General features: G+C 72.0%; 28 protein-coding genes. 10 read left to right on the top strand and 18 right to left on the bottom strand.

Features of this window, described 5'->3' with window-relative positions; translation table 11 throughout:
• Positions 1–33: 33 nt before the first annotated feature.
• From ACIHCM_RS17000 to ACIHCM_RS16980, 5 genes are read right to left on the bottom strand one after another with little or no spacing between them, the layout of a single operon-like run.
• Positions 34–222 (bottom strand): hypothetical protein, encoded by a 189-nt coding sequence (locus ACIHCM_RS17000; protein WP_399895814.1) that lies wholly within the window; start codon positions 220–222, stop codon positions 34–36.
• A complete protein-coding gene (locus ACIHCM_RS16995; RefSeq protein WP_399895811.1) occupies positions 223–1,137 on the bottom strand; it encodes a peptidoglycan-binding protein in 915 nt (304 codons plus the stop codon).
• A complete protein-coding gene (locus ACIHCM_RS16990; RefSeq protein WP_399895808.1) occupies positions 1,134–1,667 on the bottom strand; it encodes a hypothetical protein in 534 nt (177 codons plus the stop codon). The genes ACIHCM_RS16995 and ACIHCM_RS16990 overlap by 4 nt, the downstream gene beginning before the upstream one ends.
• Positions 1,643–2,278 (bottom strand): MauE/DoxX family redox-associated membrane protein, encoded by a 636-nt coding sequence (locus ACIHCM_RS16985; RefSeq protein WP_399895805.1) that lies wholly within the window; start codon positions 2,276–2,278, stop codon positions 1,643–1,645. The genes ACIHCM_RS16990 and ACIHCM_RS16985 overlap by 25 nt, the downstream gene beginning before the upstream one ends.
• A gap of 7 nt (positions 2,279–2,285) precedes the next feature.
• Positions 2,286–2,987 carry a hypothetical protein gene (locus ACIHCM_RS16980; protein ID WP_399895802.1) on the bottom strand — a complete coding sequence of 234 codons (702 nt, stop codon included), beginning with the start codon at positions 2,985–2,987 and terminating at the stop codon, positions 2,286–2,288.
• Positions 2,988–3,262: 275 nt separating this feature from the next.
• Between ACIHCM_RS16980 and ACIHCM_RS16975 the strand changes: the two genes are divergently transcribed.
• On the top strand, positions 3,263–4,228 hold the full coding sequence (locus ACIHCM_RS16975) for a YihY/virulence factor BrkB family protein (protein WP_399895799.1): 966 nt from the start codon (positions 3,263–3,265) through the stop codon (positions 4,226–4,228).
• A gap of 424 nt (positions 4,229–4,652) precedes the next feature.
• On the opposite strand, the gene ACIHCM_RS16970 is transcribed toward ACIHCM_RS16975, so the two are convergent.
• The 4 genes from ACIHCM_RS16970 to ACIHCM_RS16955 form a co-directional block, all read right to left on the bottom strand.
• The gene (locus ACIHCM_RS16970; protein ID WP_399895796.1) at positions 4,653–5,078 is read right to left on the bottom strand and encodes a DUF6003 family protein; all 426 of its coding nucleotides are present in this window, start codon (positions 5,076–5,078) and stop codon (positions 4,653–4,655) included.
• A gap of 232 nt (positions 5,079–5,310) precedes the next feature.
• Positions 5,311–6,300 carry an NAD-dependent protein deacetylase gene (locus ACIHCM_RS16965; protein ID WP_399895794.1) on the bottom strand — a complete coding sequence of 330 codons (990 nt, stop codon included), beginning with the start codon at positions 6,298–6,300 and terminating at the stop codon, positions 5,311–5,313.
• An 89-nt stretch (positions 6,301–6,389) separates the two neighbouring features.
• Positions 6,390–7,394, bottom strand: coding sequence for a HEAT repeat domain-containing protein (locus ACIHCM_RS16960; protein WP_399895791.1), 1,005 nt, complete (start codon positions 7,392–7,394; stop codon positions 6,390–6,392).
• A gap of 6 nt (positions 7,395–7,400) precedes the next feature.
• Positions 7,401–8,069 carry a HEAT repeat domain-containing protein gene (locus ACIHCM_RS16955; protein ID WP_399895788.1) on the bottom strand — a complete coding sequence of 223 codons (669 nt, stop codon included), beginning with the start codon at positions 8,067–8,069 and terminating at the stop codon, positions 7,401–7,403.
• Between the two features lie 206 nt (positions 8,070–8,275).
• On the opposite strand from ACIHCM_RS16955, the gene ACIHCM_RS16950 reads away from it, so the two are divergent.
• The 4 genes from ACIHCM_RS16950 to ACIHCM_RS16935 all read left to right on the top strand — a co-directional run bounded on the left by ACIHCM_RS16950 (position 8,276) and on the right by ACIHCM_RS16935 (position 14,960).
• Complete coding sequence (locus tag ACIHCM_RS16950) at positions 8,276–9,400, top strand: serine/threonine-protein kinase (protein ID WP_399896401.1); 1,125 nt, start codon at positions 8,276–8,278, stop codon at positions 9,398–9,400.
• Positions 9,401–9,534: 134 nt separating this feature from the next.
• Positions 9,535–10,266 (top strand): ferritin-like domain-containing protein, encoded by a 732-nt coding sequence (locus tag ACIHCM_RS16945; protein WP_399895785.1) that lies wholly within the window; start codon positions 9,535–9,537, stop codon positions 10,264–10,266.
• Between the two features lie 72 nt (positions 10,267–10,338).
• Positions 10,339–11,208 carry a hypothetical protein gene (locus ACIHCM_RS16940; protein WP_399895782.1) on the top strand — a complete coding sequence of 290 codons (870 nt, stop codon included), beginning with the start codon at positions 10,339–10,341 and terminating at the stop codon, positions 11,206–11,208.
• 287 nt (positions 11,209–11,495) lie between these two features.
• Positions 11,496–14,960 (top strand): phosphodiester glycosidase family protein, encoded by a 3,465-nt coding sequence (locus ACIHCM_RS16935; protein ID WP_399895779.1) that lies wholly within the window; start codon positions 11,496–11,498, stop codon positions 14,958–14,960.
• A 64-nt stretch (positions 14,961–15,024) separates the two neighbouring features.
• Here the strand turns inward: ACIHCM_RS16935 and ACIHCM_RS16930 are convergent, their stop codons facing one another.
• From ACIHCM_RS16930 to ACIHCM_RS16905, 6 genes are all read right to left on the bottom strand, one after another.
• Positions 15,025–15,294 (bottom strand): hypothetical protein, encoded by a 270-nt coding sequence (locus tag ACIHCM_RS16930; RefSeq protein WP_399895776.1) that lies wholly within the window; start codon positions 15,292–15,294, stop codon positions 15,025–15,027.
• 113 nt (positions 15,295–15,407) lie between these two features.
• Complete coding sequence (locus ACIHCM_RS16925; protein ID WP_399895772.1) at positions 15,408–16,376, bottom strand: hypothetical protein; 969 nt, start codon at positions 16,374–16,376, stop codon at positions 15,408–15,410.
• Complete coding sequence (locus ACIHCM_RS16920) at positions 16,373–16,861, bottom strand: hypothetical protein (protein WP_399895769.1); 489 nt, start codon at positions 16,859–16,861, stop codon at positions 16,373–16,375. The genes ACIHCM_RS16925 and ACIHCM_RS16920 overlap by 4 nt, the downstream gene beginning before the upstream one ends.
• A 3-nt stretch (positions 16,862–16,864) precedes the next feature.
• Entirely contained in the window at positions 16,865–18,094 is a 1,230-nt protein-coding gene (locus tag ACIHCM_RS16915; protein ID WP_399895766.1) for a macrolide family glycosyltransferase, read from the bottom strand.
• On the bottom strand, positions 18,091–19,020 hold the full coding sequence (locus ACIHCM_RS16910) for a patatin-like phospholipase family protein (protein WP_399895763.1): 930 nt from the start codon (positions 19,018–19,020) through the stop codon (positions 18,091–18,093). The genes ACIHCM_RS16915 and ACIHCM_RS16910 overlap by 4 nt, the downstream gene beginning before the upstream one ends.
• Before the next feature lie 478 nt (positions 19,021–19,498).
• Positions 19,499–20,089: a flavodoxin family protein gene (locus ACIHCM_RS16905; protein ID WP_399895760.1), complete on the bottom strand. Its 591-nt coding sequence runs from the start codon at positions 20,087–20,089 to the stop codon at positions 19,499–19,501.
• A gap of 274 nt (positions 20,090–20,363) precedes the next feature.
• Here ACIHCM_RS16905 and ACIHCM_RS16900 point away from each other — a divergent pair, with 274 nt between their 5' ends.
• Positions 20,364–20,948 (top strand): hypothetical protein, encoded by a 585-nt coding sequence (locus ACIHCM_RS16900; RefSeq protein WP_399895757.1) that lies wholly within the window; start codon positions 20,364–20,366, stop codon positions 20,946–20,948.
• Here the strand turns inward: ACIHCM_RS16900 and ACIHCM_RS16895 are convergent.
• Positions 20,927–21,765, bottom strand: a protein-coding gene (locus ACIHCM_RS16895; protein WP_399896398.1) for an IS5 family transposase whose coding sequence is annotated in 2 segments (ribosomal slippage) — positions 20,927–21,427 and positions 21,430–21,765 — 837 coding nt in all. Because the reading frame shifts where the segments join, the coding sequence is not laid out codon by codon here. The two genes, ACIHCM_RS16900 and ACIHCM_RS16895, sit on opposite strands and share 22 nt — an antisense overlap.
• Positions 21,766–21,993: 228 nt before the next feature.
• On the opposite strand from ACIHCM_RS16895, the gene ACIHCM_RS16890 reads away from it, so the two are divergent.
• From ACIHCM_RS16890 to ACIHCM_RS16875, 4 genes are all read left to right on the top strand, one after another.
• On the top strand, positions 21,994–22,194 hold the full coding sequence (locus tag ACIHCM_RS16890) for a hypothetical protein (RefSeq protein ID WP_399895754.1): 201 nt from the start codon (positions 21,994–21,996) through the stop codon (positions 22,192–22,194).
• Positions 22,191–22,511 carry a transcriptional regulator gene (locus ACIHCM_RS16885; protein ID WP_399895751.1) on the top strand — a complete coding sequence of 107 codons (321 nt, stop codon included), beginning with the start codon at positions 22,191–22,193 and terminating at the stop codon, positions 22,509–22,511. Before ACIHCM_RS16890 ends, ACIHCM_RS16885 begins: the two co-directional genes overlap by 4 nt.
• Positions 22,512–22,778: 267 nt before the next feature.
• Positions 22,779–23,162, top strand: coding sequence for a VOC family protein (locus ACIHCM_RS16880; RefSeq protein WP_399895748.1), 384 nt, complete (start codon positions 22,779–22,781; stop codon positions 23,160–23,162).
• A 128-nt stretch (positions 23,163–23,290) separates the two neighbouring features.
• Positions 23,291–23,890, top strand: coding sequence for a TetR/AcrR family transcriptional regulator (locus ACIHCM_RS16875; RefSeq protein WP_399895746.1), 600 nt, complete (start codon positions 23,291–23,293; stop codon positions 23,888–23,890).
• Between the two features lie 55 nt (positions 23,891–23,945).
• Here ACIHCM_RS16875 and ykgO read toward each other — a convergent pair whose 3' ends face one another.
• Entirely contained in the window at positions 23,946–24,068 is a 123-nt protein-coding gene (gene ykgO / locus ACIHCM_RS16870) for a type B 50S ribosomal protein L36 (protein ID WP_399895743.1), read from the bottom strand.
• Positions 24,069–24,176: 108 nt separating this feature from the next.
• Entirely contained in the window at positions 24,177–24,341 is a 165-nt protein-coding gene (gene rpmG / locus ACIHCM_RS16865) for a 50S ribosomal protein L33 (RefSeq protein ID WP_399895739.1), read from the bottom strand.
• Between the last annotated feature and the right edge of the window lie 218 nt (positions 24,342–24,559).

Genomic DNA, 24,559 nt, shown 5'->3' with positions numbered 1-24,559 from the left:
TGGCGAGGCCAGCGCGAACGCGCTGTTACGCGTTCAAACGGACCCGGAGAGCGAGTATCCGGCCAGACCACCCGTGATCGCCCAGGTCAGCACAGGGGCATGGAAGACGGCGGCCACCGCCGCGACCGCCAGGGCCGCCACGGGCACGGCCGGATCGGTCAGCCGCGCCCGGACGGTACGGACACCACGCGCCGGGGCCGCGCGCGGACCGGACCCGTTCACCTAGACCGTCCCGGTCAGTGTGCGCCAGGTGTTCTGACCGACCACACCGTCGGCGGTCAGACCGTGCAGGGACTGGAAAGCGACGGCGGCCTGCCGGGTGAGCGTGCCGAAGTTGCCGTCCACGTTCAGGGCGTGGCCGTGCTTGTTGAGCTGACGCTGGGCGCCGCGGACGGCGTCGCCGACATCTCCTTGGCGCACGGTGACGACCAGGACCGGCCAGGTGGCGGGGCCGACACTGCCCGTGGGGCTCAGTCCCTTCGCCGTCTGGAAATCCTCCACCCGCGCCTCGGTGTCCGGCCCGAAGACGCCGTCCACGTCGGTCGGGTGGCCATGGAAGGCGAGCAGGTGCTGGACGGTGTGGACGTCGGGCCCGGTCGCCCCGCGGCCGGTGGCCGGCCAGGTGACGGAGCCGGGGCAGCCGCAGTCGGTGGTCCAGCGGCAGATGGACTTCACCCAGCCCGAGCCGGTGTTGCGGTACCCGTCGTGACAGCGCCGCTCGATACCGCAGCCGCAGTTGCCGCAGGCCGCGCTGTACGCCCACAGCCAGCCGTCGTAGGTACCGGCGTAGCACTGGTTGGGTCGCAGCGTCCAGGTGACCCCGTCCGACCGGTGGAATCCGGTGTTCGTCCCCGACGTCACACAGGCGTCGGCGTAGACGGTGCTGGGCCCGCAGCCCGGTGAGCAGTTGTGGCCGGAGGCGTAACTCGGGCACGCGCCCGTCCAGATGTCGTAGCCGTCGGCGTACGCCTGGCGGGCCGCGGGGAACACCCCCAGCGCGGCGAAGCCGACGGCGGTGGCCGCCTGCAGCACGGTGCGCCGGCGTGGCGTGAACGACTCCAGGGATCCGCGTCCGGCCCGGGCGCGGCCGCCGGTCCCCGACCGGCGCAGCGCGGGCACGTCCTCCAGTGACGTCATGGCAGGCTCCTGGGCGTCGCGGGGTGGATGTCGTCGAGCAACCGCAGCAGTGCGGTGGGCGAGCCGAGCGGCTCCGACCGCGCGATCCGGCCCGCCGGGTCCACGGCGACCGCGTAGGGGGTGGCCGGGATGTCGTAGGCAGTGAACAGTTCCGGGCGGTCACCCAGGACCGGGACGGGGCCTTCGCCGGGACGCGGTGCGGTGCCTGCGTAGAGCCCGACCACCTGTGGCGCGCCGGCGCCGGCCCGGCGGGCCGTCCAGGCGCCTGCCTCGGCGAGCACCTGGCCACAGGTGCCGCAGTCGGCGTCGAGGAACAGCAGCAGCGTGGGGCGGTCCGGCGACAGGAGCCCGTCCAGTGCGGGGGTGTCGAGCCCGGGCGCCGAGGCACCCGGCGCGAGCCCCACGCGTCCGGTGCCGTGCGGCTGTGCGCGCGACAGCTGGTGCACCTGTCTGACCAGTCCCGAGACGACCAGCGCGAGCAGCGCGATCGCCGCCCACGACACGATCACCGCGCTGGTGGTGAAGTCCATCGCGTCGACACTCCTTCGGCAGATCGGTGCACGGTGGCTTCGGCCCTAGGGCGGACGACGGCGGTGGCAGGCCGGTGAGCGCCGGCCCCGGCGGGCTCGTTCATGGCGGCGGGCAGGATCCACAGCAGCACGGTGCATGCGAAAGCCGCGAGCAGGAGCGTGACCAGTTCGGCCGCGGTGAGCCGTGAAGCTCCGGCCTCGGCGAGGACCGCGCCGGCCAGGGCGAGGCCGGCGAGGGCCGCTGCCCGGCGGGTCACCCACCGGCTGAGAGGAACGTCCCGGCGCGAACAGCCGCACGGCCCGCCCCGGCCGAGGGCGAGGACATGCCGCGTGTACCCGGCGTAGAGCCCGAACAGACCGGCTGCCGCGGCGAGTACCGCCTGCAACGCTCGCTGGTGACCCGCCGGCAGCGCGGCGGCGCCCGCCACGCCCAGGGCCCCTTCGGCGAAGGGCAGGACGACGGCCGCGAACCGACGTGACCGCGGGCCCAGCACCCCGTGAGCCCGCAGCGCCTCGCCCAGGGCGGCGGGCCGGGCGGCGTGGGCGGCCGCACCCACGAGCAGGGTCAGCGTCACGATCGAGGCGGTCAGCCCGCCGTAGAAGCCGCTCATCCCCGGCTCACCCGGTACGGCGCAGCGCGAGACGCCCGACGAGTTCGGGCACGCGCTCGACGGAGGTCGACGCCAACGGCACCAGGGTGGCCCAGAGCTCCTCGGAGGAGAGCACGAAGAAGGGACTGCCGTCGGAGAGTGTGTCGCGGAACAGTTCGCCGGACGGGACCGCGACCCCCTTCCAGGGCGGAAGCTGCGCGGTGTGCTCCTTCGTCCGCCGGGACAGCTCCAGCAGCCCGAGTCCGGGCACTTCCTTGATCACCGTCGCGGGGCGGGCGAAGGCGCTCGACGCCGGCGGACCGGGCCGGAGGGCGAGTCCGTCCTCGCTCTCGGTGAGGCGCACCGACCGGAGCAGCTCCAGCACTTCGGCGGCGCCGAGGCCGTAGAGGCGGGTCACGAGCGCGTGGCTGCGCCCTTGCCACACGACGAGCGACGGCCGCTCCACGAGCCCCGAGCGCGCTTCACGCTCGACGGACCGGAAGATGCGCAGCGTGCCCTTCTGGAAGGTGAGTTCGGATTCGGGTGCCGCGATCCCGAGGGAGGCGGCGACGTCGTCTCCCAGGGTGACGGGCCCCGAGGTGAACTCGACCAGCCTTCCACCGGCCACCACTTCGACGGCAGAGGTGCACGGTGCCCGGAGGTCGAGGTCGCCCTCCAGGCGATACGTCGCGCCGTCGAGGGCGCGGTGAGCGACGAACGGGGCAGCCATGTTCATCCTCCCGGGGTTACGGGTCTGAGCGACGCCGCGACCGCAGAGGAAACTAGGCAACAGGCATGGACCTGTCAATTATGCGGGTGCGGTGAAGTGCCGACCGTTGATCGCCGGCGAGTGACGCGGCTCCCGTGCGGGTGAATCCGCGACGCGGCCGGGCGTGTCGGAAGTACCAGGTCGGACGGGAACGTTCACGGGGCAACAGGAGAGGGGGAGCAGCCCTGCGAGTGCGGCCCTGCGAGAGCAGCCCAACGACAAGGAGCGTCCATACGATGGGTACCGCCGTCCACGTCCCGCAGACCCGGGACATGATCGGGGAGGAACTCTCCGGAGACGAGGCGTTCGCCGCCCTGCGCCACTACGGAGGGCTGCGGCTGCTGACCGACTCCTTCGCGCGGTTCCGTTACGCGGACGGCTTCACCAACGCGCGGGCCCTCGCCTTCCAGGTGGTGCTGGGCCTCGTTCCGTGCACCGTGGCGCTCGTCGGCCTGGCCACGTCCGTGCACACGGAGGGCGTGGGCCGGATCATCGAGCTCACGCTCGGCCGCATCGTGCCGGGCGCCAGTGCGCAGATCGTCAAGGACGCCTTCGAAGGGACGCGGCGCACCGCCCACGGCGACGTCTGGAGCACGCTCGCCCTGTGGCTCGGTCTGGGCTTCGCCCTGCTGAACCTCTCCTCGGCCATGGGCCAGATCGAGCGTGGCGCCAACCGCATCTACGGCATCGAGCGCGACCGTCCCTTCCCCCGCAAGTACGGACGGGCGATCGTGCTCGCGTTCGCCGCCGGTCTTCCCCTGGGGCTGGGGTTCGTCGTCCTCGTCGCCGGCGAGGCCGTCGGCGACGCGGTGGCGGACTCCGCGGGCCACGAGGGCGGTGGGCCGCAATGGTGGGGCGTGCTCGACATCCCCGTGGGGCTCGCGCTGGCCTGGGTGGCCTCCGCAGTGATCTTCCGCTGGTCGCCCCGGCGCGTCCAGCCCGGCTACACCTGGCTGGCCTTCGGCTCGGCCGTGCACCTCCTGCTGTGGGTGTCGGCCACCTGGCTGCTCGCGCTGTACGTCGAGGAGAGCGGTGCCTTCGGCGCGGTCTACGGCCCCCTCACGGCCTTCGTCGCCCTGCTGCTGTGGGCCAACCTCACGGCCGTCGCGCTCTTCCTCGGCATTGCTTTCGCCGCCCAACTGGAGGCGGCCCGCGCCGGCATCGCGTCACCTGTCGGGCCGGATCCTGGACCGGGTGCGTGAGAGATGACTCGACGGTTGGGGTCGTCGGGCCGTCAGAGGCGTCGCCTCGTGGACCAGGTGGGGGCCGGTCCGTGCGGACACGTGTCACTGTCCGGCGGGATCCTGGACCGGGTTGCGTGAGACGGGATGACGGCTGGGGTCGTCGCGCTCTTCCTCGGCATTGCTTTCGCTGCTCAGCCGGTGGGTGGCCCGCGCCGGAGCGCATCGCGTGTTCGCCGAGGCGGCCCGCGCCGGTAGCGGGTCGCCTGTTCGCCCGGATCCTGGATGGGTGCGTGAAAGACGAGGCTGGGGTCGTCGCGCCGTCGTGTCGCGGTCCATTGGGGGGTCCGCGGTCCAGTTGGGGCCCCGCCCGTATGGGGTCGCCTGTCCGCCGGTTCCTGGACCGGAGGCGTGAGACCGGGCGACGGCTGGGGCCGTCGCCCCGTCAGCGGCCCGCCGCGGCCGTCACCGTCGCCGGATCCACCCCGGTCAGTTCGACGACACGGTGCGGTGCCACGCCCGCGGCCAGCGCGCGTCCGATCAGGGTGTCGCGGCCGTCCGCGCAATCGCGATAGGCAAGCAGATCCTCCTCGACACGGGCGAGCGGCTCCGGCGCCATCCGGTGGCGGACCCGGCTCAGTTCCTCGTCGCTCAACCGCAGGGGCAGCCGTTCCGCTCCCTCGGGAACGGCCGCCGCCTCCTCGGGCGGCAGCAGGCGCAGGTGCGGGGAGGTGAGGGTGCTGCCCTGGGCGTCCAGCCAGGCGCGGACCGCGGGAGTCTCCAGGGAGGCGAGATCCCCAACGGCGGCGGGAGCCACGCCGAGGGGCGCGGACGCGTCGTCGAGCAGGAACAGGTAGGCGTCGTCGGTCATCCTCGGCTCCTTCTCCGCGGGGCTGATCGACATCCCCTTACCCCGCCGCGCCCGGAATACCGCAGGCTCACCCTGTCGTGCCGTACTCGGGCGTCTGCCGCGTGGCATCCGGAGGACGGGGTCTGCTCTGTGGCGATCGACGGACCCGTTCGACCGCGTCGCTGGGCGAACCGCGAGAGCACAGCTGCCCGAGCGGAGGGGCGAGCAGCCGTCGTACTCGACTGAGAGATCGTCAGCCGCGCGGGCCGGGGCGGACCTCCAGGATTTCGCCGCCCCGGACGGGCGCCCCGGAATCGGCCCCGCTCATGTGCCCCGCACGATCCGGGGGAGCCGCCTGGCCGTCGACGGGGATGTCCAGCCGCGCGGCCACGGAGGCGAGGGCCGTGCCCAGGGGGAGTGCGGCCCGGGTGAGGGCATGCCGGTCACCCCGGGTCGGATCCCGGTTGATGATCAGTACCGGCTTTCCGGCCTGCGCCGCCTGGCGGACGAACCGGAGCCCGGACATCACTGTCAGTGAAGACCCCAGGACAAGCAGCGACGCCGCCTCACCGACCAGTTCGCGGCAGTGCTCGACCCGCTGCGGCGGAACGTTCTCCCCGAAGAACACCACGTCCGGTTTGAGAACGCCGCCGCAGCGCGTGCAGGGCACCACGCGGAAGTCCCCGACCTGTGCGTCGGTGAGGTCGGCGTCGCCGTCCGGGTTGATTCCGGCGGCGACCGGCTCGAAGCCGACGTTGGCCTCCTCCAGGCGCCGGGCGAGTTCGTGGCGTGGGCTGAAGGCGCCGCAGGACAGGCAGACGACCCGGGCCAGGCTCCCGTGGAGTTCGACTATGCCCTCGCTGCCCGCGGCCTGGTGCAGTCCGTCGACGTTCTGGGTGATCACGCCTGTGAGCAGGCCGCGCCGCCCGAATGCGGCGACGGCCCGGTGCCCCGCGTTGGGGCGGGCGCGGCCGAAGGTACGCCAGCCGAGGTGGCTGCGCGCCCAGTACCGGCGCCGGGCCTGGGCGTCGGCCGTGAAGTCCTGGTAGGTCATCGGGGTGTGCCGGCTCAGGCTCCCGCCCTCGCCGCGGTAGTCGGGGATGCCCGACTCCGTGGAGATGCCGGCCCCACTGAGCACCAGGACACGGCCGGTGCTCAGCGCGTCGGCGATCGGTTCCAGGTCTGTGGTGCCCGGAGGCAGGTCCTCGGAAGGGATCCAGCTCAGGGTGGGGCGCATGCGCATGCCGCCAGGGTACGGAACGGGGCGCACCGCAGGTCGTCACCGTCTCCCGATGCCGACGGCCGTCAAGGAGCCAGAAGTGAGAACACCCCTTATCGCGCACTGCGCAGCCCGAGAATGTACGTAGCGGTGAGCGCAACAGCCCGATCCTCGTCACGCGCAAGGTCGGCCAGGGCACGAGACGCCCCGTCTCCCGGGATCTCCGCGAGCGCCTGTGCCAGCCGTCGACGTGCGGACGCCTCCATGGTGGCCCGGCCGAGACGCTCGACGAGCCGGGCGGAGATCTGATCCGCCATCGCCGGATCACTCGCCAGCCCGCTCAGCGCGTCAGCCGCGTCCACGTCGTTCGCCTCATCGACGATCATGTCCAGGAGCGTCGGGACCGCCTCGGCCACCCCGCGTGCCCCGAGCTCAAGAGCCGCACACCTGCGGACCGTGACGTCGGTGTCCGTCAGGGCACTCCGCAGCAGCGCGGTCGCCTCGCCGGTCGGAATGTCGGCGATGGACTGCACGGCGCGCTTGCGGACCTCCGCCGTCGGTGAGCGCAGCCCCTCCGCCAGGAGTGCCAGTGCTCCGTCGCCCGACTGCGCCAGCGCCCATCGGAGGGCGCCGGCGACGATCGGGTCGGACTCGCTCAGTGCCGCCTCCACCACGGCCTCCACGGGCACCGAAGCCCCTTCGACCGAGGAGAGGGCCGCACGCTGGCGCTTGCCGGCACTCTCCGAGTCCAGGGCCTGGAGGAGCGCGACGATCTGGAGCACGTCATCCCAGCCGGCGGGTTCCGCTGCACCGATCCGGCCGAGCCGCGTGAGCAGCTCCGTCTCACTCGCGATGCGTTCTCGCGTCCGGCGGATCAGATCCTCGACGAGCTCCGTGGGCTCGAAGCCGGGATCGTCCAACGCGCGCCCGACCTCGCGCAGCGACAGACCGAGCGACCGCAAGCTCTCGATATGGAAGATTCGCCGGATGTCCTCGCCGGAGTACTCCCGGTATCCGGCATCGGTACGGCCCGCCGGCCGCAACAGGCCGAGCGACTCGTAATGTCGGAGCATGCGGGCGCTGACCCCGGACCGCTGTGCCACATCACCGATCAACACCGTCCATCACCCCTCGTGACCGCTCCTGCCCAGGGCTACGATGCGCTTCGCCTCCTCGATCGCGAAACCGAATCCGGCATCCGGGTCGCGCACCAGCCGTTCCGTGGCGATCGCGTGCTCTCGCACACGAGGGACCGCGTCCGTCATCGCGGCGCGCAGGACCGGCATGACCACCTCACCGAGCGCGGTCAGAGCCCGGCTGAGACTCAGCTGCGTCTCCCGCTCGCCGCGCCCGAGTTGCGTCGCCAGTACGTCAGCCAGTCCGGCTTCCGCACCCTGAGGCACCAGTGCGACCGCTGCCCGCCAGGCGCTCCTCGCGACCTCGTTGTCGGCGTCGGTCAGCAGGTCCCGTGTGATCGCCGGCCACGCCTGCCGGTCGCCGACCTTGGACAGGGTGTGCAGAGCCTGACTGCGTGCCTGCGCCCGCTCCGAGCGGAGCTCCGCGATGAGCACGGGGACCGTGATCGATGGTGAGTGGCGGGTGAGTGCCCAGGTCAGCATGTCACGCACGGAGAACTCAGGTTCGATCGCGCTTCTTTCGACGAGCGTGCCGACGGACCGGATGTCCGGTGCCGTACCGACCGCCAGCGCCGCCCGCAGCCGCACCGACGGATCGGTGTCGTCCAGTCTCTGCAGAGCTCGCATCGTGTTCGTGTCCTCCTGCGGCGCGATCATCGGCCACCTCCTTGCCCGCAGTGAAGGCCTTGCCACCGTGTCAAGGTCAAGCCGATCGCTCGGCGCCGGCCGGACCTGGCCGGCACGGCAGAGACAAGGCCACCGCTCCAGGGGCATCGGCTGCTCTAGGCTGGTGCCGGGGGAGGGGGCCCGGGGTGCAGCGGATCGGTACGTACGTGATCGAGCGGGTGCTCGGTGAGGGCGGGATGGGCACCGTGTATCTCGCCCGCTCGCGAGGCGGACGCCCGGTGGCCGTGAAGGTCGCCAAACCGGAGCTGGCACAGGATCCGGGGTTCCGCGAACGGTTCCGCGCGGAGATCACCGCGGCGCGTGCCGTGGGGGGCTTCCACACGGCGCCGGTCGTGGACGCCGATCCCGACGCCTCGGCGCCCTGGCTGGCGACCGCCTACGTTCCCGGCCCGACGCTCGCCCAACTCCTCGCCACCCAAGGGCCGATGGGAGACACTGCCTTGCGGCAGCTCGGGCTTGCCCTGGCCGAGGCCCTGCAGGCCGTCCACGACTGCGGGCTCGTCCACCGTGACCTGAAGCCCGGCAACATCATCATGGCCCACGACGGCCCGCGCGTCGTGGACTTCGGTATCGCGCGGGCAGTCGAGGGCTCACGCCTGACGGTCACCGGTATCGCCGTGGGCACTCCCGGATTCCTGGCCCCCGAGCAGGCCGAGGGACACCCGGTCTCGCCGGCGGCGGACGTCTTCGCGCTGGGCGCGGTCCTGGTCGCCGCCGCCGGTGGCAGCGCCTTCGGAGAGGGCACCCCGGCGGCGATGATGTACCGGTCGGTGCACCACGAGCCCGACCTGACCGCCGTGCCCTCCGCGTTGCGCGGCGTCGTCGCCGCCTGCATGGCCAAGTCGCCCGAGCAGCGGCCCACCCCCGAGCAACTGCTGAACACGCTCGCGCGCCCCGAAGAGCAGCAGCACTCCGCCGGCTACCGGCCCACCGTGGTGGCCCCCTCCGCGTCACCGCCGCCGATGCCTGCTTACCCTCCGGCGCCCCCGAACCTGCCACCCACAGCGGAGGCGGGCACCGAGGAACCGCAGTTCCTCGCCATGGACCGCAAGAACGCCGTGGTGGCCGACACGGACGGCATCTCACTCGGCAACGACGGACGCACCACCCATCTGGCCTGGAGTGCCGTCCGCGCGGTCACCTACGACGAGAAGGGCCGGGGACTCGGCCTCACCGTGACCGTGCACCTCGCGGACGGCGACTCCCACTCGTGCCGGGTCACCACCCGTGACGAGGAGGAACTGGACGAGTGGATCGACCAGGTCATCCTCGTGCGCGAACACTTTCTCCCCGGTCCCTGACGCCGGCGCGCGTGGGCTTCGGCGGTGGGCGGGGGTTGGGCCCTGGGCACCGGGCGGCCGTGGAACTGTTCGATGCCCGCACGCGTCGTCCCTCTCCAGGGCGCGCCGGCCGTGCCCAGGAGAGGGGAGACCGGGTGCGGACGAGCGACTTCGCCAAGTGGACAAGGCAGTTCGAGGACGAACGCGCGCGCAGGGTTGCTCAGGGCGACCCGGACTGGCGGCACCGCGCGACCCTGCATCCCGCGGTGTGGGCCGGCATTCAGCGCTTCCAGGTCGGCGAGGACGGTGACGGCGCCAACCTCGTCGCCAAGGCGGACGAGGCCGGCGACGACGACTACGCCCAGGCCGTCCGGCTCTTCGTCGCCGAGGAGCAGAACCACGCCCGGCTCCTCGCCGGGCTGCTGACCGCGGGCGGTGCACCGACGCTGACGGGCCACTGGAGCGACACGGTCTTCGTCAGGCTGCGGCGTCTGCTGGGACTGCGCATGGAACTGCTGGTGCTGATGATCGCGGAAGTGGTCGCGCTGCGTTACTACCGGGCTCTGCGCGAGGGCACCGGCGACCCGCTCGTCACGGACATCGCCGGGCGGATCCTGGCCGACGAGCAGCGCCATGTCCCCTTCCACTGCGAGCGACTGCACGACTCGCTCGCCGAGCTGCCCCGCGCCACGCGCCGTCCGGTGATGGCCCTGTGGCGCCTCCTTCTGGTCGCGGTCTGCCTCGTCGTCGCCGCCGACCACGGCCGGGGGCTGCGACAACTCGGCGTCGGACGCCTGCGATTCGTGACGGACGTCGTGGCCTCGTCCGGCGCTGTCGTCTCGGCGGTGCTGACACCCCGCCCGGATGCCTGGACCAGCGCGGGCTGAGGACGGACGATCCCTACCGACTTCGGTACGGACCGGGAGACCCGTAGTTCGCGTTCCGTTACCATCCCCGGCATGTCGAGGTGGGACACGGGTGGGGGAGCACGGGGCGGGAGGGCCGCCGCGTGGGGCGCGGAGGTGGTGGACCACCGGCGCGCGGTGGGGGAGCCGCCGTACCAGCGGCCCCCGTCCCCGCGGGAGCCGCTGGCGCGCCGGGACGGAACGCGCGTCTTCGGGACCGTCGGGTCGGTCACCTGCGTCGACTCCACCGGCGCTACCCGCTGGACGCACCGCTGCGGTGGGCGGCCCAATGCCGCCCATCTGTCGGGCGACCGGGTGCTCGTCACCACGGACTCCCTGGAGTACACGCCCTGGGGCAACCTCGGTCCCGCGCTGCTCCTCGACATGGCGGACGGGCGGCTCGTCGCCGAGTTGCGCGGGGAGCGCGCCGCCGCCCTGGGAGGCGGCCGCTTCGTGCTCGGGCTGGAGGGCTACGACGTCTTCGACACCTGGGAGTACGACCGGGACGGCACCGAGACCGACAACTGGCGCTCCTACGGCCACTACGTCGTCGGCACCGGGCTGCGCGTCGTCGAGGCCGACCGCAACGTGCCGACCAGCGGGCGGGTCGTCCGGCTCCTGCCCGGCGGTGTCGTGGAGCGCGGCCCGCGCCTGAGCGACCCGCAGCCGCCCGAGCCGCTGGTCCTCCCCGACGGTACGATCCTGGTTCTCGACGGCGGAGCGGTCCGCGCGGTGGGCCGCGGGCTCGACAGCGCCGTCCTCGCCGAACTCGCCGGCGTTTCGGCGGACGCCGGGGCGCGGACGACGCGGGCGCTGCGGTGGGACGGTGACCGGGTCTCCGTGGTCGTCGCCGAGCAGCACACGGATGAGCCCAGCCGCTACACCGTGGACACCTGGACGCTCGCCCTGCGCCACCGCGCCTGAGGCGGCATCACCCGGGATCCGATCCGGGGCTCGTGACCGCGGGACCGGCCCCCGGCCCGCAGCCGCGTCCTGGCACGGCGCCCGCGCCTGCCCTGCGCTCACGGAACCGGCATCGGCAGCACATGCCCAGCGGCGTACACCGTCGGCACAGCTCACGGCGGGCGCGCGCCGCAGTGTTCACCCTGCGCATCGCTGAAGGTCACACACTTCACCGTGCCTCAACACCCATGGGGCGTGCACTGAGCGCCGACCACGACTCTCAGCACGAAGACGAAGGAAGTCCCCCAGTGCTGTTCCCTTTTGACCTCGCCGACCCGCGCGCCCGTGCCGCGGCGCGGCGCGGCGCCGTTGTCCTCGCCCTGGCCACAGCGCTCAGCGTCGGCGCGGGAATGGTGACCACCGCCCAGGCTCTCCCACCGGGCAGCCTGGCATCGGCTCCCCACGGCACGCCGGGTCCGGGCACCTCCTCCCTGATCCCGAGCACCCCCGGCCAGTCCCTCGTCACCAGTGAGAACCGGACACCGATCGCGCCGGGACTGAGCCTGACCCGCTTCGACCGGTTCGGGAAGGACGGCTGGGTGCGCGGACAGGTGCTCGTCGCGGACCTGGCCGACGAGCGGCTGAGTGTCGACCACATCTCCTCCGGCACGGTCACGGGCAAGTCCCGGGTGACCGAACAGGCCAGGCGGACCGGCGCCGTCGCCGCGATCAACGGCGACTACTTCGACATGAACGACACCGAGGCCCCCGTCGGCGCCGCGGTGTCGCGCAAGGACGGTCTCGTCAACTCGCCCACGGAGGGCCGTAGCCAGTCCGTCGCCATCGGGGCGGACGGTATCGGCCGGCTCGCCCAGGTGTTCCTGGAAGGGCAGGTCACGGTCGACGACACCCAGAACCTGAGGCTGGCCGGCGTCAACTCACCGGTGCTGGCGGCCGGCGGCATCGGTCTGTTCACCGACCAGTGGGGTCCCTCGCCACGCACCAAACCTGTGGGCGGCGCCGACCGGGTCACCGAGGTGTGGCTGCGCGAGGGCAAGGTCACCGACGTACGCACCTCCGTCAGCGCCGCGCCGATACCCGCCGGCAGCAGCGTCCTGCTCGGACGGGAAACGGGCGCCGACGCGCTGGCCGCCCTCGCGCCGGGCGACGCCGTCGACGTCACCTACCGTCCGCGCGCCGACTTCGGCGAGGTGGCGGTCGCCGTCGGCGGCGGGCAGGTGCTGGTCAGGGAGGGTGTGGTGCAGCGGTTCACCGACGGTGACACCGTCACCGCCACCTCGCGGACCAGCGTGGGCTTCTCGGCCGACGGGCGCACCATGTACCTGGTCGCGATCGACGGCAAGCAGACCGACAGCCGCGGTATGGACCTCAACGAGCTCGGCGCCTTCATGAAGGGCCTGGGCGCCGCCGACGCCCTGAACATGGACGGCGGCGGTTCGACCACCATGGCTGCCCGCCTGCCGGGTGAGAGCACGACCGGCCTCGTCAGCAGCCCTTCCGACGGTTCGGAACGGCAGGTCGCCAACGGACTGGGCCTGTTCGCGGCCGCGGGGTCCGGCACGACACGCGGCTTCCGGGTGCTGCCCGCTCTGCCGGTCGCCGGCTCCGACAAGGTCTTCCCCGGTCTGCGCCGTACCGTCCGGGCGCTCGCCCACGACGAGACCTACGCGCCGCTGCCCACCGGACGGGTGCAGTGGCGCACCGAGGGCGGCCGGATGTCGGTCGACTCCCGCGACGACGGCACCGCTGTCGTCACCGGCCGCCGCTCCGGCACCGCCGACGTGGTGGCGTCCTCCGGACACCGTGCCCAGGGACGGAAGCAGTTGACCGTGCTCGCGCCCGCCGTGCGCATCGCTGCGAGCCGGAGCCTGGTGGCGCTCGACGGTGCCGGCAAGGACGCGCGCCTGACGGTGACGGGCTACGACGCCCTGGGCGATTCGGCCCCCGTCGAGGCCTCCGACGTCAAGGTCAGCGGTGGTGAGGGGGTCGTGTCGGTGCAGGCCGCGGACGACGCCACGTTCACCGTGCGCGGCCTGGTGGACGGCGCCTCCACCACCTTGCACCTGACGGTGGGGAAGATGACCACCGACGTCGCCGTCACCGTCGGCCTGGCCGAGACGTCCTTCGCCGACCTCTCCGACGCCTCGTCCTGGACGTCGGCGCACGACCGCGCCCCGGGCGGCTCGGTCGCCCCGGCCCCCGGCCACGACGGCGCGCCCGGTCTCACGCTGACCTACGACTTCACCGGGTCGACCGCCACCCGCGGTCAGTACGCCGTTCCGCCCCAGCAGATCCCGCTGCCCGGCCAGCCGCAGGCCGTCACCATGTGGATCAACGGCGACGGCAACGGCGCGTGGCCCCGGTTGCAGTACCGCACGGGCTCGGGCGTGACCGCCAACCTCGACGGTCCCCTGATCACCTGGACCGGCTGGCGCAAGGTCGAGTTCCCCGTCCCCGCGGGCACCGCCTATCCGCTGACGTTCCAGCGGGTACGGCTGCTGGAGACCAGTGCCGCCCGCTCCTACCGCGGTGAGGTCACGGTCAGCGACCTGCGGGTCAAGGTCGCCCCCGACGTGGAACTTCCCGCCCGGCCGAGGATCGCCGACCCGGTGGTGGTCACCGACGGCACGGTCGACGACCGTCCCTTGCGCGTCGCCGTCATGTCCGACGCCCAGTTCGTGGCCCGTGACCCCGACAGCCCGCTGGTCGAGGCGGCCCGCCGCACTCTGGCCGAGATCGCGGAGGCCGAGCCGGACCTGCTGGTCATCAACGGCGACCTCGTCGACGAGGGCTCCCCGGCCGACTTCGCGCTCGCCCGCAAGCTGCTCGACGAGTTCGACGCCCGCACCCACAACACCGTCCCCTGGCGCTACGTGCCCGGCAACCACGAGATCATGGGCCCGGGATCCACCGACAACTTCGAGGCCGAGTTCGGCGACACCACCTCGGTGTTCGACGTCAAGGGCACCCGCTTCCTCACGCTCGACTCCTCCAGCGGCACCCTGCGCGGCGGCGGCTTCACCCAGCTGCAGATGCTGCACGACCAGCTCGCGGCGGCTGCCGACGACAGGTCCGTCAGCGGTGTCGTGGTGTTCGAGCACCACCCCACCCAGGACCCGCTGCCGAACAAGGCCAGCCAGCTCGGCGACCGCAAGGAGGCGGCTCTGGTGGAGCAGTGGCTCGCCGGCTTCCGCGCCGAGAGCCACAAGTCCGCCGCGTTCGTCGGCTCGCACGCGGGCGTCTTCTCCGCCGCCTCGGTCGACGGCATTCCCTACCTGGTGAACGGCAACTCGGGCAAGAGCCCGGCGGGCACACCCGACGGCGGCGGCTTCACCGGCTGGACGATGCTCGGCATCAACCCCAGGGAGGGGAGGATCGCCGACCTGTTCGACGTCCCGTCCGACGACTCCGAGATGTGGCTGCGGGCCGAAGTGCATGCCCGTACCGAGTCGGTGTCACTCGACGCGCCCGAAGCGCTCGAAGTCGGCGGGCACGCCGGGGTGTCGGCGACGATCACGCAGGACGGCACCCGGACCGTCCCGGTGGCCTGGCCGGTCAGCGCCGAGTGGACCGGAACCCATGTCGCCGTGGTGGACCACGACCGTGACCACGGCCACCACGGCGGCAGGCACGTCGTCTCGTACGATCCCGCCACCGGCACTCTCACCGCGCGCCGTCCGGGCACCGCGGTGCTGCGCGTGACCGTGAACGGTGTCACCGCCGAGCAGAAGATCACCGTGCGCCGCCGCTGACCGTGCGCACCCGGCAGGCGGCCGCGGGCCGCCTGCCGGGAGGGGCTTCTCCCCGCGCCCTACCTCACTCGGCGTCCCGTGGCGGCAGGGGGGAGTAGCGGGTGGGCCCTGGAGTCCGGCCCTCCGGAGGGTAGTCGCAGTCGAGGCCGGCGATCTCGTAGTCGTCGCCCTGGTTCTGTTCCTGGTCGACGACTACGGCCCCGGTGCAGACGCGGCCGTGCTCGTCGGTGAACGTGACGATCTCGCTGTAGTCGGTCGGGGTGCCGCAGCCGGCGAGCAGCAACGCCGCCGCGCCGGCGGCCACCGCCGTGCCGAGCCTGGTCAGCCGATTCATCTCTCTCCCCCATCGTTCGCTTCTCCGGCCGGCCGGTTGTCGCGTTCCATAACGTAGCCGCCGACGACGCTCCGGTCACCCGACTTGTCGGCCCCGGTCGTGGGGGCGGCTCATCACACCGCCCCGTCGCTCGAGGACGCGCCGCCGCCTGCCGACGCCGGGGGCGGATTCACCCCTTCGCGGGCCCGGACGATCTCGATCACCGTGTCGGCCGTGCGGTCCACATGGCTGCGGCCGTCGGGCAGTAGCGCCTTCGGGCTGATGTAGCTGAGTGGGCCCACGTGGGTTGCCGGGTCGAGCCGGTGTGCGATGACCTTCCCGGCGCGGACGGCCCGGTTCCATCCGCTGCGCCGGTACAGCCGCCAGCGCTGCGGGAAGATCCAGGTGCCGACCCGCTCGATGCGGTCGTTCGCGCTGGTGAGCCGGTGCAGACGCTCGGCATGGGTGAGTTCGTTGGCGCCGTTGTGGAACCCGCCGAGCGTGACCAGCAGCAGTGGGGCGCGCAGTTGGGTGTGCAGTTCCTCCACGGCGCCGGTGGCGACCTGGGCACCGCCGCTGTAACTGAGCAGCACCACGGGGATGCCGCTGTCGGCCCGGTAGCCGGCGAGCCGGAGTTGTGCGGCTGTCTGACTGCCGACGGCCCGGTTGTACAGCGGCCGGTAGCGGCGGTCCGCGGCGACGAAGATCTGCATCACGTTGTGCAGGAACAGCAGCAGGCCGGCGTGGCGGCGCAGCCACGCCCACACCCGCCGGTCGGCGAGCGGGTCGGCCAGCGGCGAGTACGGCTGCACCTGGCCGAGGACCCGCAGTTCCGGCGCCCTGGCGATCAGGGCCCTGACCAGTTCGCCACCGTCCCGGCTGTCGCGTACGCGGCGTTTGCCGATGCCGTCGAGGAAGACCAGGTAAGCGCCTGGCGGGGCATCGGGGGCCGCACCCCGGGCGTAAGGAGTACCGGCGGGGAGTTCGGTGGTCGGCGCCCGCCACCCGGCGCCGTACACCAGCACCTCGTAGCGGGCGAGCAGCGCCTCGGCGATCAAGGCGGTACCCAGTCCACCGCAGACCCACAGGAGCAGTTCGTTCATGCGACCGGCTCCGGCCTTCGGGGCACGCTCACCCACGCGACCAGCCGTCGGACGGCCTCCACCGCGAGACCGAGGCCGACTCCCGCGACGGCCAGGCCCGCGGCGGCCGGCCACCAGCCGAGCCCGGTCGCCTCGGCGAAGGGCCCGGCCAGCGTCACGCCCACCCCTACGAGGAGCAGCAGGTGGAGGAACGGGCCGAGCAGCGGGAACGCGAGGACGGCGGTGAACAGCAGCGGAGCGACCAGGCCCGGCGTCCACAACAGACCGTCGCCCGGAGGCGGGGAGGGAAGCACGAGGCCGGCCAGGGCCCACGCGGTCAGCGGCCAGAACCCGAACACGACCGCCTCGACGACTCCGCCCGTCACCAGCAGGCTGATCAAATGGGTTCGCGACACGCCGGGGCGGCGCACCGCCAGGGGCACGACGCGCCCGGCGGCCTCCGAGACTCCGGCGAGCAGCAGCAGGATGACGACGACGGGTGACATCACTCAGCCTCGCTGTGACGGATCGAGGGGAGCCGGAGCCGGACGCCCGACCGGGCCGGACTCCCGCAGATACCGCTCGAGTTCGTCGGCGGCGCGCTCGTAGCCGCCGGCCTCGTGCTGTGCGGCCCGCAGGGTTGCCGCGGCCGCCCGGAACCGGGGTTCGTCGAGCAGACGCCGGGCGAGGACGCGGACGGAGCTCTCGGTGACGTCGCGGTTGCGGATCGACAGACCGGCGCCGAGTTCGACCACGCGACGGGCCACCAGCGGCTGGTCGGCGCCCTGCGGGATCACCAGCATCGGCACTCCGGTGTACAGGGCCTCGTTGACGCTGTTCATCCCGCCGTGGGTGACGAACAGGGCGGCACGTTCCAGGACTTGGGGCTGGGGCACGGAGCGGCGGGCGATCACCTGGGTCGGCACCGGGCCGATCGCCTCGGGATCGGTGCGCCCGGTGGAGACGATCACGGTGCCGCCCAGCGGGGCGAGCGCCGTGGCGAAGGAGCGCAGCAACCCCGGGTCGGCACCGAACAGCGTGCCGAGCGACGCGTACAGCACCGGGTCGCGCAGGTCCTGGACGGGGAACGAGGGGTCGGCCGGACGGGCACCGATGCTGGGCCCGACGAACCGGTACGAGGAGTCGATGCCCTCGCCGCCCGGCTGGAACGCCCGCGAGGTGTACACCAGGTTGAGGGCCTGGCGAATGTTCCCCAGGTCGAGCGGGGGCAGCCCCCCGGTGTCATAACGGCGGCGCAGCTCCAGGCGGGCCCGCAGATAGCCCCGCACGTTGCGGGTGTGCGCCGCGGCCGAGGCCAGCAGTGCCCAGGAGCCGCTGGTGGGGCTGGGCACCCTGCGGTGGTACGCGAACGTGGTGAACGACGACGCCACCGGCACCCCGAGCTCGCTGGCGGCGATCGCCCCCCACGGGCAGGCGTTGTCGTGGACGATCAGGTCGGGCCGGATGTCTCGCAGGTCGGACAGGACGCCGGGCAGCAGGCGGACGGCGGTGCGGGCGAGCCCCTCCATCAGGGTGACCGGCATCGGCGGGTCGGCGATCGGCTGGTCGCCCCCGGGGTGGACGAGCACCTGCGCGCCGGTGGCCTGGATCTCGTCGTGGAACGCGGGCGAGGTGTGGTACGTGACGCGGTGGCCGCGCCGGACGAGTTCGGCCACGATCGGCAGCGTCGGGTTGATGTGTCCCCGCATGGCGATGTTGAGGAAGGCGATGGTGCTCACGGGCCGCCTCCCTGGACGGAGGAGGCCGGCGGCCCGCCGGTACCGTGCGGGCCCGCGTCCGGACCGGTCGGCGCCGTGGTGAGGTCAACCCACTGGTACAGGCCCGGCCCGTCGATGCGCAGGTTGTCCAGGAAGTCCCCGGCAGCGAGTGCCGCGGTGCTGATCAGCCGCTTGGAGTGGCTGAAGTCCCAGGGCGAGGGCCAGGCCTCGATACCGGTCGGCAGCACCACTGTCGGGATGTGCCGGGACACCTCTCGCAGGTCGCGCTGGATCTGGTGGTGCAACAGCAGCAGCCCGGCCCGGGCCGCGATGGCGCTCGCACGCCGGCGTGGGATGTCCGGGCTCAAAGGCGCGCTTTCCGGTCCGGTCGACAGCACCACCACGCTGGCCGCCCCGGCCTGCAGGGCCGCGTGAACGGGAACGTAGGCGATCACCCCGCCGTCGACGAGGGTCCGTCCCGCCCGCTCCACCGGGGGCAGCATCCCCGGGATGGCCGCACTGGCCAGCAGGGCGGACGGAAGGTCCCCGTGGTCGAGCAACGCGGGAGCTCCGGTGGCCAGGTCCATGGCCACCGCGGTGAAGGGGACCACCAGTTCCTCGATCCGGGACGGCAGCCCGGACCCCGCGATCAGCCGGCGCAGGCCCCGGTCGGTGAAGAGGCTCGCCCGTGAGGACAGGTAGCCGAGCTGATACACGTCACGGCGACGCAACTGGGTCCACACGTTGTCGAGCCACGGAGCGGCTTCGTCGGGATGCGCGGCAGCGATGGCTCCGTTCAGCGCGCCCACCGAGGTGCCCACGATCATGTCGGGAGCGAAGCCGCGCTGCTCCAGCGCGTACCCGACCCCCACATGCGCCGCTCCCAGCACCCCACCGGCGCCCACCACCGCCGCCACGGGCCGCGGCAGCGCGTCCAGGCCCGTCATCGCGCGCTCAGCTTCGGCGCGGCGGTTCGCGGCAGGAGCTTGCTGCTGGGCGCTGTCCGCGCCGGCACGGTTCCCGGGGCCAGGGGTGTGACGTGCCCATGGCGCTGGACTCCGGTTCCGCGGAACCCTCATGTCCACTCCACGCAGCTGCTGGTTCGGTGCACCGCTCGAGAACGCCGGCGCCCCGATCGCCGGACGCGCATCCCACCCCTCGGAGGGCGGGCTTCGTGGGGTGGAATGCGTCACCTGTTAGCCGTACAAAGAGGATATTCCTCGCGATCGCGAGGGCGCTCGCCCGGGGGCCGTCCTCGTAGGGTGGATCGCCGCCTGGGCCGGTCTGGAACGCCCGCGGCCGGCGCACTCGTGGTTGCGCCGGGCGCGGGCGGTTCTTGGCCTGGGTGCCGTACCGACGACGGCCCCAGGGTCCCCTGCGCGCCGCTTCGGGCTCGCTGCTGGGTGGGCGGGGGTGGCCGTCGGCTCAGGCGCCGACGGCCGCGCGTCCGGCGGTGTAGATGCGTGCCTGTTCGGTGACGCGGCGGCCGAGGTGCTCGGCGGTGGCTATGTCGGCCTTGTGGACTTCCTCGGGGCCGTGGTCGGTGTGGGTCTGTGCGCCCGCACCCAGGTAGAAGCCGAGGCGGTTGAGGTCGTCCTCGGAGGCGGTGGTGCTGTTCCAGCCGGGATGCAGGCCCAGGTTGACCCAGGTCATGCCGTGCTGGGCGGCCAGGACGGTGAAGTACTGGAGCGTGTGGAGCTTGTCGCCGCTCTTGGCGCCGGAGTTGCTGAATCCGGCGGCGAGCTTGTCCTTCCACGAGTGGACGAACCAGCGCTTGGACGTGGTCTCGGCGAACTGGTGGAAGGCGCCGGAGGCGGTTCCCATGTAGGTCGGCGAGCCGAAGACGATCGCGTCGGAGGCGTCGAGCAACTCCCACTGCTCGTCGGTGATTTCGTCGACCTTGATCAGGTGGGCGATGGCTCCGGCCTCCACGGCGCCGTCACGCACGGCCTCGGCGAGGACGGTGGTGTGGCCGTAGCCGGAGTGGTAAGCGATCGCGACGACGGGGGTGCTCATAAGTGTCTTCTCCTGAGGGTGGGACAACCGGCTTCCAGGAAGAGCCGGGAGGGCGACGATCATTCGGCGTGCCGCTGGAACGTCGTCCTGTGCCCACTACGACCGGACAGCCACCGTTTCCGTGACACCGGCAGGGGAAGCTGCCCGCATCCGCAGGGAGGGGGGAGGGTTCACTTTCCGTCGCGGAAACCCGTCTCTAAGAAGTCATCTCATTTGGCTGGACCGTAGCCCCAATCTGGTGGCTCTGGAGTGAGCATGGACGCATGATCACGTCATGACGTCTCCTGCTTCTTTCCGTGACCCGACCAACTGGTCCGACGGCTTCTATGAGCTGGCGATCGAGGTCGGGGCGACCGATGATGCACGCTTGCAGGACATACTGACTGCCCTGTGGGCTGCTGCAGGCGTCCAGGGGTGCTTCGGGCGGAGTGACCTGGAGCCTGCGGAGCAGGACCCGGTGCCGTGCACAGTCGGCTCTCTGACCGAGTACGGCCACCTTCGCGGTCAGGTTCGTCTGCCGACGAACCAGCTGGTCGTGTGTGGTTGTGTGGCCATCCGTGGCGGCGATGACAGCAGCGACTGGCTGGACTTCTACGTTCCGGTGGGCGCGCTGGACAACGCCGGCCTCGCCTACTGGGACGGCCGGCCTTTCTTCAGATCCGACGTGATGGACGACTGGCTGGCCGCCATTGCCAGGGAGACGTTCACCAGAGCCGTCTTCGATTTGGGGGTCGTCGGGTTCGAGGTCTCCGGCTGCGCGGACGCCGGAGCGTTGGCGGGGCAGATGCCGCAGGAGCGGGGCGTTGGATACCTGCTGCCCATCGGTGGCACCCTCCACTACGGAGCTGCCAACATCTGAGCGCTCGAGCGGCTTCTCCCAGGCGTGAGCCTGCGGAAGCAGATGATGGTGCAGGCGATGCTCGCGAAGGCGAGAAAGTGATCGGCCTTGCGTTCGTAGCGACGGTGGAGTCGGCGGCAGCCGGCAAGCCAGGCCATGGTCCGTTCGATCGTCCAGCGGTGCCGCCCAAGTCGTTGTGAGGTCTCGACGCCCTTGCGGGCGATGCGGTGCTGGATGCCGCGCTCTGCCAGCCATTGCCGAAGGTGGCGGTAGTCGTAGCCCTTGTCGGCGTGGAGTTTGCCGGGCTTGCGACGACGGGGTCCTCGGCGGGACCGGATCGGGGGTATGCCCTTCACCAGCGGGATGAGGGCCTGGCTGTCGTGGACGTTGGCGCCGGAGATGCCGACGGACAGGGGCGGACCGGTCCGCTCGGTGATCAGATGGATCTTCGAGCCGTACTTGCCCCGGTCGACAGGATTCGGACCTGTCAGGTCCCCCTTTTCAGGGCCCGCATGTTCACCGAGTCGATCGCACAGCGGGACCAGTCCAGGTCGCCGCGTGAGCCGAGTTCGTCCAGGACCAGGCGGTGCAGCTTGGCCCACACCCGGGCCTTCGTCCATTCGGCGAACCGGCGGTGGGCCGTTGCACCAGACGGCCCGAACGACGCTGCGGGCAACTGCTGCCACGTACAGCCCGAGGTCGCCACGAACACGATCGCGGCCAGGACCTCACGGTCGCCGTGACGACGCCGGCCACCACCCTGCGGCCTTGAGGGCGCCTCCGGCACCACCCGCTGGAACAACTCCCACAGCTCATCCGGCACCAGCCGCTCAACGATCCCCGCCACGGCAGCAGCCTACTCGGCCAAATGAGATGACCCCTAAGTGGTTCTTCGTCACGCTGACGCTGTACGTCGCGGCGCTCCCGATCACCTACGGAGGCGTCATGGCGGCGTCGGCGTGGTTGCTGCCGCGCCCCGCCTGGACGGGCATCATGCTGGCGACCACCGCGGTGTACGGGGCGCTCTTCGCCGTCGCGGCCAAGGCGTGGCGCAACAGGACCGGGGATGGCACTGCGGTTCGACGTGCTGCCGAAGCGGGCGACCGTCCCGCTCATGGTCGGCCTGCCCGCACTGCTGGTGGGGGCGGCGTTCGCGTTCCGCGTCACGGGGCGGCCGGTGTGGCTGATCGCGGCCTCGTTGATCGGTGCCGCAGTGTCCGTCGGCTTCCACCTCGCCTTCGTCCGCCTGCACCGGAAGACCGCGTGAGCGCCGAGAACCACGACCCGTTGGCGGGCTTCGACACCGTCGTCCACGCCCCGAACCGGCTGCGCATCTGCGCCCTGCTGGACACCGCCGGTGAAGCGGAGTTCGGCCTGGTCCAACAGCAACTCGCCCTCTCCGCCTCCGCGCTGAGCAAGCACGTCACCGTGCTCATGGACGCGGGCTACGTCGAGCAGCGCAAGGCCGTTCGCGACACCCGCCAGCGAGTGTGGCTCCGCCTGACCCGGCGAGGCCGGGTGGCCTACCAGGGGCACCTCGCGGCGCTGCGGGCGATCGTGGGGCCGACGGATCCGCCTGTCTGACTCGCGTGGTCCGCGCGACCCGGCCCCCTGCTGCTGCCCGCGCGACCGATACGGACCACGGCGGCTCGCCGCTGCACACGCTCACCGCTCGTGGCGAGGAGGCGCTCACCCGGGTGGACGATCAGGGCGGCGGGCAAGCGCCAGGGGCCGGAGGAGGGGGCACGTACGCGTCGTGGGCCCGCCGGAGTGCCAGGGCACGGCGACCGGCGGAATGGCAGCCCTTGCGGACGATGCGCCTTCTCGGGCCGGCTGCCTACACTCACGGGCATGGCATGCCGCATCAGTGAGTTGGTCATCGACGCCGCCGACCCCGAACGCCTCGCCGTGTTCTGGAGCGAGGTCCTCGGCTACGTCGAACTCGGCCGGGAGGACGACGGAAGCATCGAGATCGGGCCGTCCGGCGTCGGCTTCGGCGGCCCGCAGCCCACCCTCGTACTCAGTCCCAGCGCCGACCCGCGACCCGGCAAGCTCCGACTGCACATCGACGTCAATGCCACCGATCGCGACCAGGACGCCGAGCTGGAGCGACTGCTCGCCCTCGGTGCCAGGCCCGTCGATGTCGGCCAGACCGGCAGCGAGAGCTGGCATGTCCTGGCGGACCCGGAGGGCAATGAGTTCTGCCTCTTGCAGTCCCGGCTTCAGCCCCTCTGATCGCGTGCGCGTCGCACAAGCGTGAGACGCAGACGTGGTGCGCCGTGCTCCCCTCGCACTGCGATCGCCCAGATGCACTACTCTGCCTGGAGTGGTTTGCACGTAGTACTGCACCAGGAGTGGTGTCAATGGTGAGACGGAACGACCAGCGACGCGCTGCCCTCGTCGATGCGGCGATCGAGGTACTGGCCCGGGAAGGCGCACGCGGCCTGACCTTCCGGGCGGTCGATGCCGAGGCGGCCGTTCCCGTCGGCACGGCGTCCAACTACTTCGCCAGCCGCGACGACCTGTTCACCCAGGCCGGCGCCCGGGTCTACGAGCGACTCCAGCCCGACGAGGCCACCCTCGCCCGCCATCGGGCGGCCGACCGCGACCGGGAGACCTACGCCGCGCTGATGCGTGAGCTCGTAGGCCGCGTCGCCTCGTTCCGCACCGGTTACCTCGCCCTGCTGGAACTTCGCCTCGAGGCCACCCGCCGGCCCGGACTGCGCAAGGTCCTCACCGAGCGAGTCCGGGCCGACGTCGACGCCAATGTCGCCTACCACGAGAGTTCCGGCCTCCCTGGCGACGCGATGGCCGTCAAGCTGCTGATGCTGACGCTCAATTGGCTGATCGTCGAGCAGCTCACCCTGCCGGACGTCTTCACGGAGGCGGAGCGTGAACGACTGGTGACGGCCGCGGTGGAGCGCATCGTGGCGGCGGAGCAGACGACTCCGCGCCACGGGTGACACCACCCCGGGGGAGCGGCCTGGTGGCGGGACAGGCTGGGCGGGAAGGGCCCCGTCAGCCCTGGCGCGCCTTGAAGCGCGGGTTCTTCTTGTTGATCACAAACGTGACGCCCCGGCGGCGTACTACCTGCGCCCCCGGCTTGGACTTCAGTGAGCGCAGGGACTTGCGCACCTTCATGACTCTGTACCTCCTGCACGTATCCGGGCCCACGGCCGGCCGAGGGCGACGCCCGTCCTCACGGACTGCTCTTCCTCACGACCGTCCGCCCGGTGGGTACCGCTCAGCTCAGCGTTCCTCACGGAAGAGGACATGCTCCCCGGCCACCGGGTCGTACTTGCGCAGCACGAGCCGGTCGGGGTCGTTCCCACGGTTCTTGCGTGTCACATAGGTGGCGCCGGTCCCGGCCGTCGACTTCAGCGTCACGACGGGGCGAGTGGCGTTGCGTGCCATGAGCCTTCCTTTCGCCTTGCAGGGGGACTGGCGAGTGCATGCCATTCCCGTGTCTCCAGCAACAGCGGGCCCCGCCGCCGCATTCCCGACCCGGTCGCCGAGGCGCTCCCCGGAGCTCGGCGTCCGTGACCGTCCGCGGTCGGCACGTCGCAGCCCGCGCGCCATCACGCCTCGCCGTCCTTGAGGAGTGAGCTGCGCACCTCGGCGTCGAGAGGGTC

Source organism: Streptomyces sp. NPDC052023 (genome assembly GCF_044548465.1).
In the GTDB taxonomy this organism is placed as follows: Bacteria; Actinomycetota; Actinomycetes; order Streptomycetales; family Streptomycetaceae; genus Streptomyces.
The sequence above is the reverse complement of the archived record's forward strand: the minus strand, read 5'-3'. Positions and strand labels throughout refer to the sequence as shown.

Coding starts and splice junctions, on each gene's coding strand:
- ACIHCM_RS16970 (WP_399895796.1), bottom strand. CDS start 5,078: ATGACCGACGACGCCTACCTGTTCCTGCTCGACGACGCGTCCGCGCCC.
- rpmG (WP_399895739.1), bottom strand. CDS start 24,341: ATGGCACGCAACGCCACTCGCCCCGTCGTGACGCTGAAGTCGACGGCC.
- ACIHCM_RS16975 (WP_399895799.1), top strand. CDS start 3,263: ATGGGTACCGCCGTCCACGTCCCGCAGACCCGGGACATGATCGGGGAG.
- ACIHCM_RS16900 (WP_399895757.1), top strand. CDS start 20,364: ATGACGTCTCCTGCTTCTTTCCGTGACCCGACCAACTGGTCCGACGGC.
- ACIHCM_RS16990 (WP_399895808.1), bottom strand. CDS start 1,667: ATGGACTTCACCACCAGCGCGGTGATCGTGTCGTGGGCGGCGATCGCG.
- ACIHCM_RS16930 (WP_399895776.1), bottom strand. CDS start 15,294: ATGAATCGGCTGACCAGGCTCGGCACGGCGGTGGCCGCCGGCGCGGCG.
- ACIHCM_RS16925 (WP_399895772.1), bottom strand. CDS start 16,376: ATGAACGAACTGCTCCTGTGGGTCTGCGGTGGACTGGGTACCGCCTTG.
- ACIHCM_RS16995 (WP_399895811.1), bottom strand. CDS start 1,137: ATGACGTCACTGGAGGACGTGCCCGCGCTGCGCCGGTCGGGGACCGGC.
- ACIHCM_RS16920 (WP_399895769.1), bottom strand. CDS start 16,861: ATGTCACCCGTCGTCGTCATCCTGCTGCTGCTCGCCGGAGTCTCGGAG.
- ACIHCM_RS16940 (WP_399895782.1), top strand. CDS start 10,339: ATGTCGAGGTGGGACACGGGTGGGGGAGCACGGGGCGGGAGGGCCGCC.
- ACIHCM_RS16880 (WP_399895748.1), top strand. CDS start 22,779: ATGGCATGCCGCATCAGTGAGTTGGTCATCGACGCCGCCGACCCCGAA.
- ACIHCM_RS16890 (WP_399895754.1), top strand. CDS start 21,994: ATGGCACTGCGGTTCGACGTGCTGCCGAAGCGGGCGACCGTCCCGCTC.
- ykgO (WP_399895743.1), bottom strand. CDS start 24,068: ATGAAGGTGCGCAAGTCCCTGCGCTCACTGAAGTCCAAGCCGGGGGCG.
- ACIHCM_RS16910 (WP_399895763.1), bottom strand. CDS start 19,020: ATGACGGGCCTGGACGCGCTGCCGCGGCCCGTGGCGGCGGTGGTGGGC.
- ACIHCM_RS16985 (WP_399895805.1), bottom strand. CDS start 2,278: ATGAGCGGCTTCTACGGCGGGCTGACCGCCTCGATCGTGACGCTGACC.
- ACIHCM_RS16965 (WP_399895794.1), bottom strand. CDS start 6,300: ATGCGCATGCGCCCCACCCTGAGCTGGATCCCTTCCGAGGACCTGCCT.
- ACIHCM_RS16980 (WP_399895802.1), bottom strand. CDS start 2,987: ATGGCTGCCCCGTTCGTCGCTCACCGCGCCCTCGACGGCGCGACGTAT.
- ACIHCM_RS16905 (WP_399895760.1), bottom strand. CDS start 20,089: ATGAGCACCCCCGTCGTCGCGATCGCTTACCACTCCGGCTACGGCCAC.
- ACIHCM_RS16875 (WP_399895746.1), top strand. CDS start 23,291: ATGGTGAGACGGAACGACCAGCGACGCGCTGCCCTCGTCGATGCGGCG.
- ACIHCM_RS16955 (WP_399895788.1), bottom strand. CDS start 8,069: ATGATCGCGCCGCAGGAGGACACGAACACGATGCGAGCTCTGCAGAGA.
- ACIHCM_RS16950 (WP_399896401.1), top strand. CDS start 8,276: ATGGGCACCGTGTATCTCGCCCGCTCGCGAGGCGGACGCCCGGTGGCC.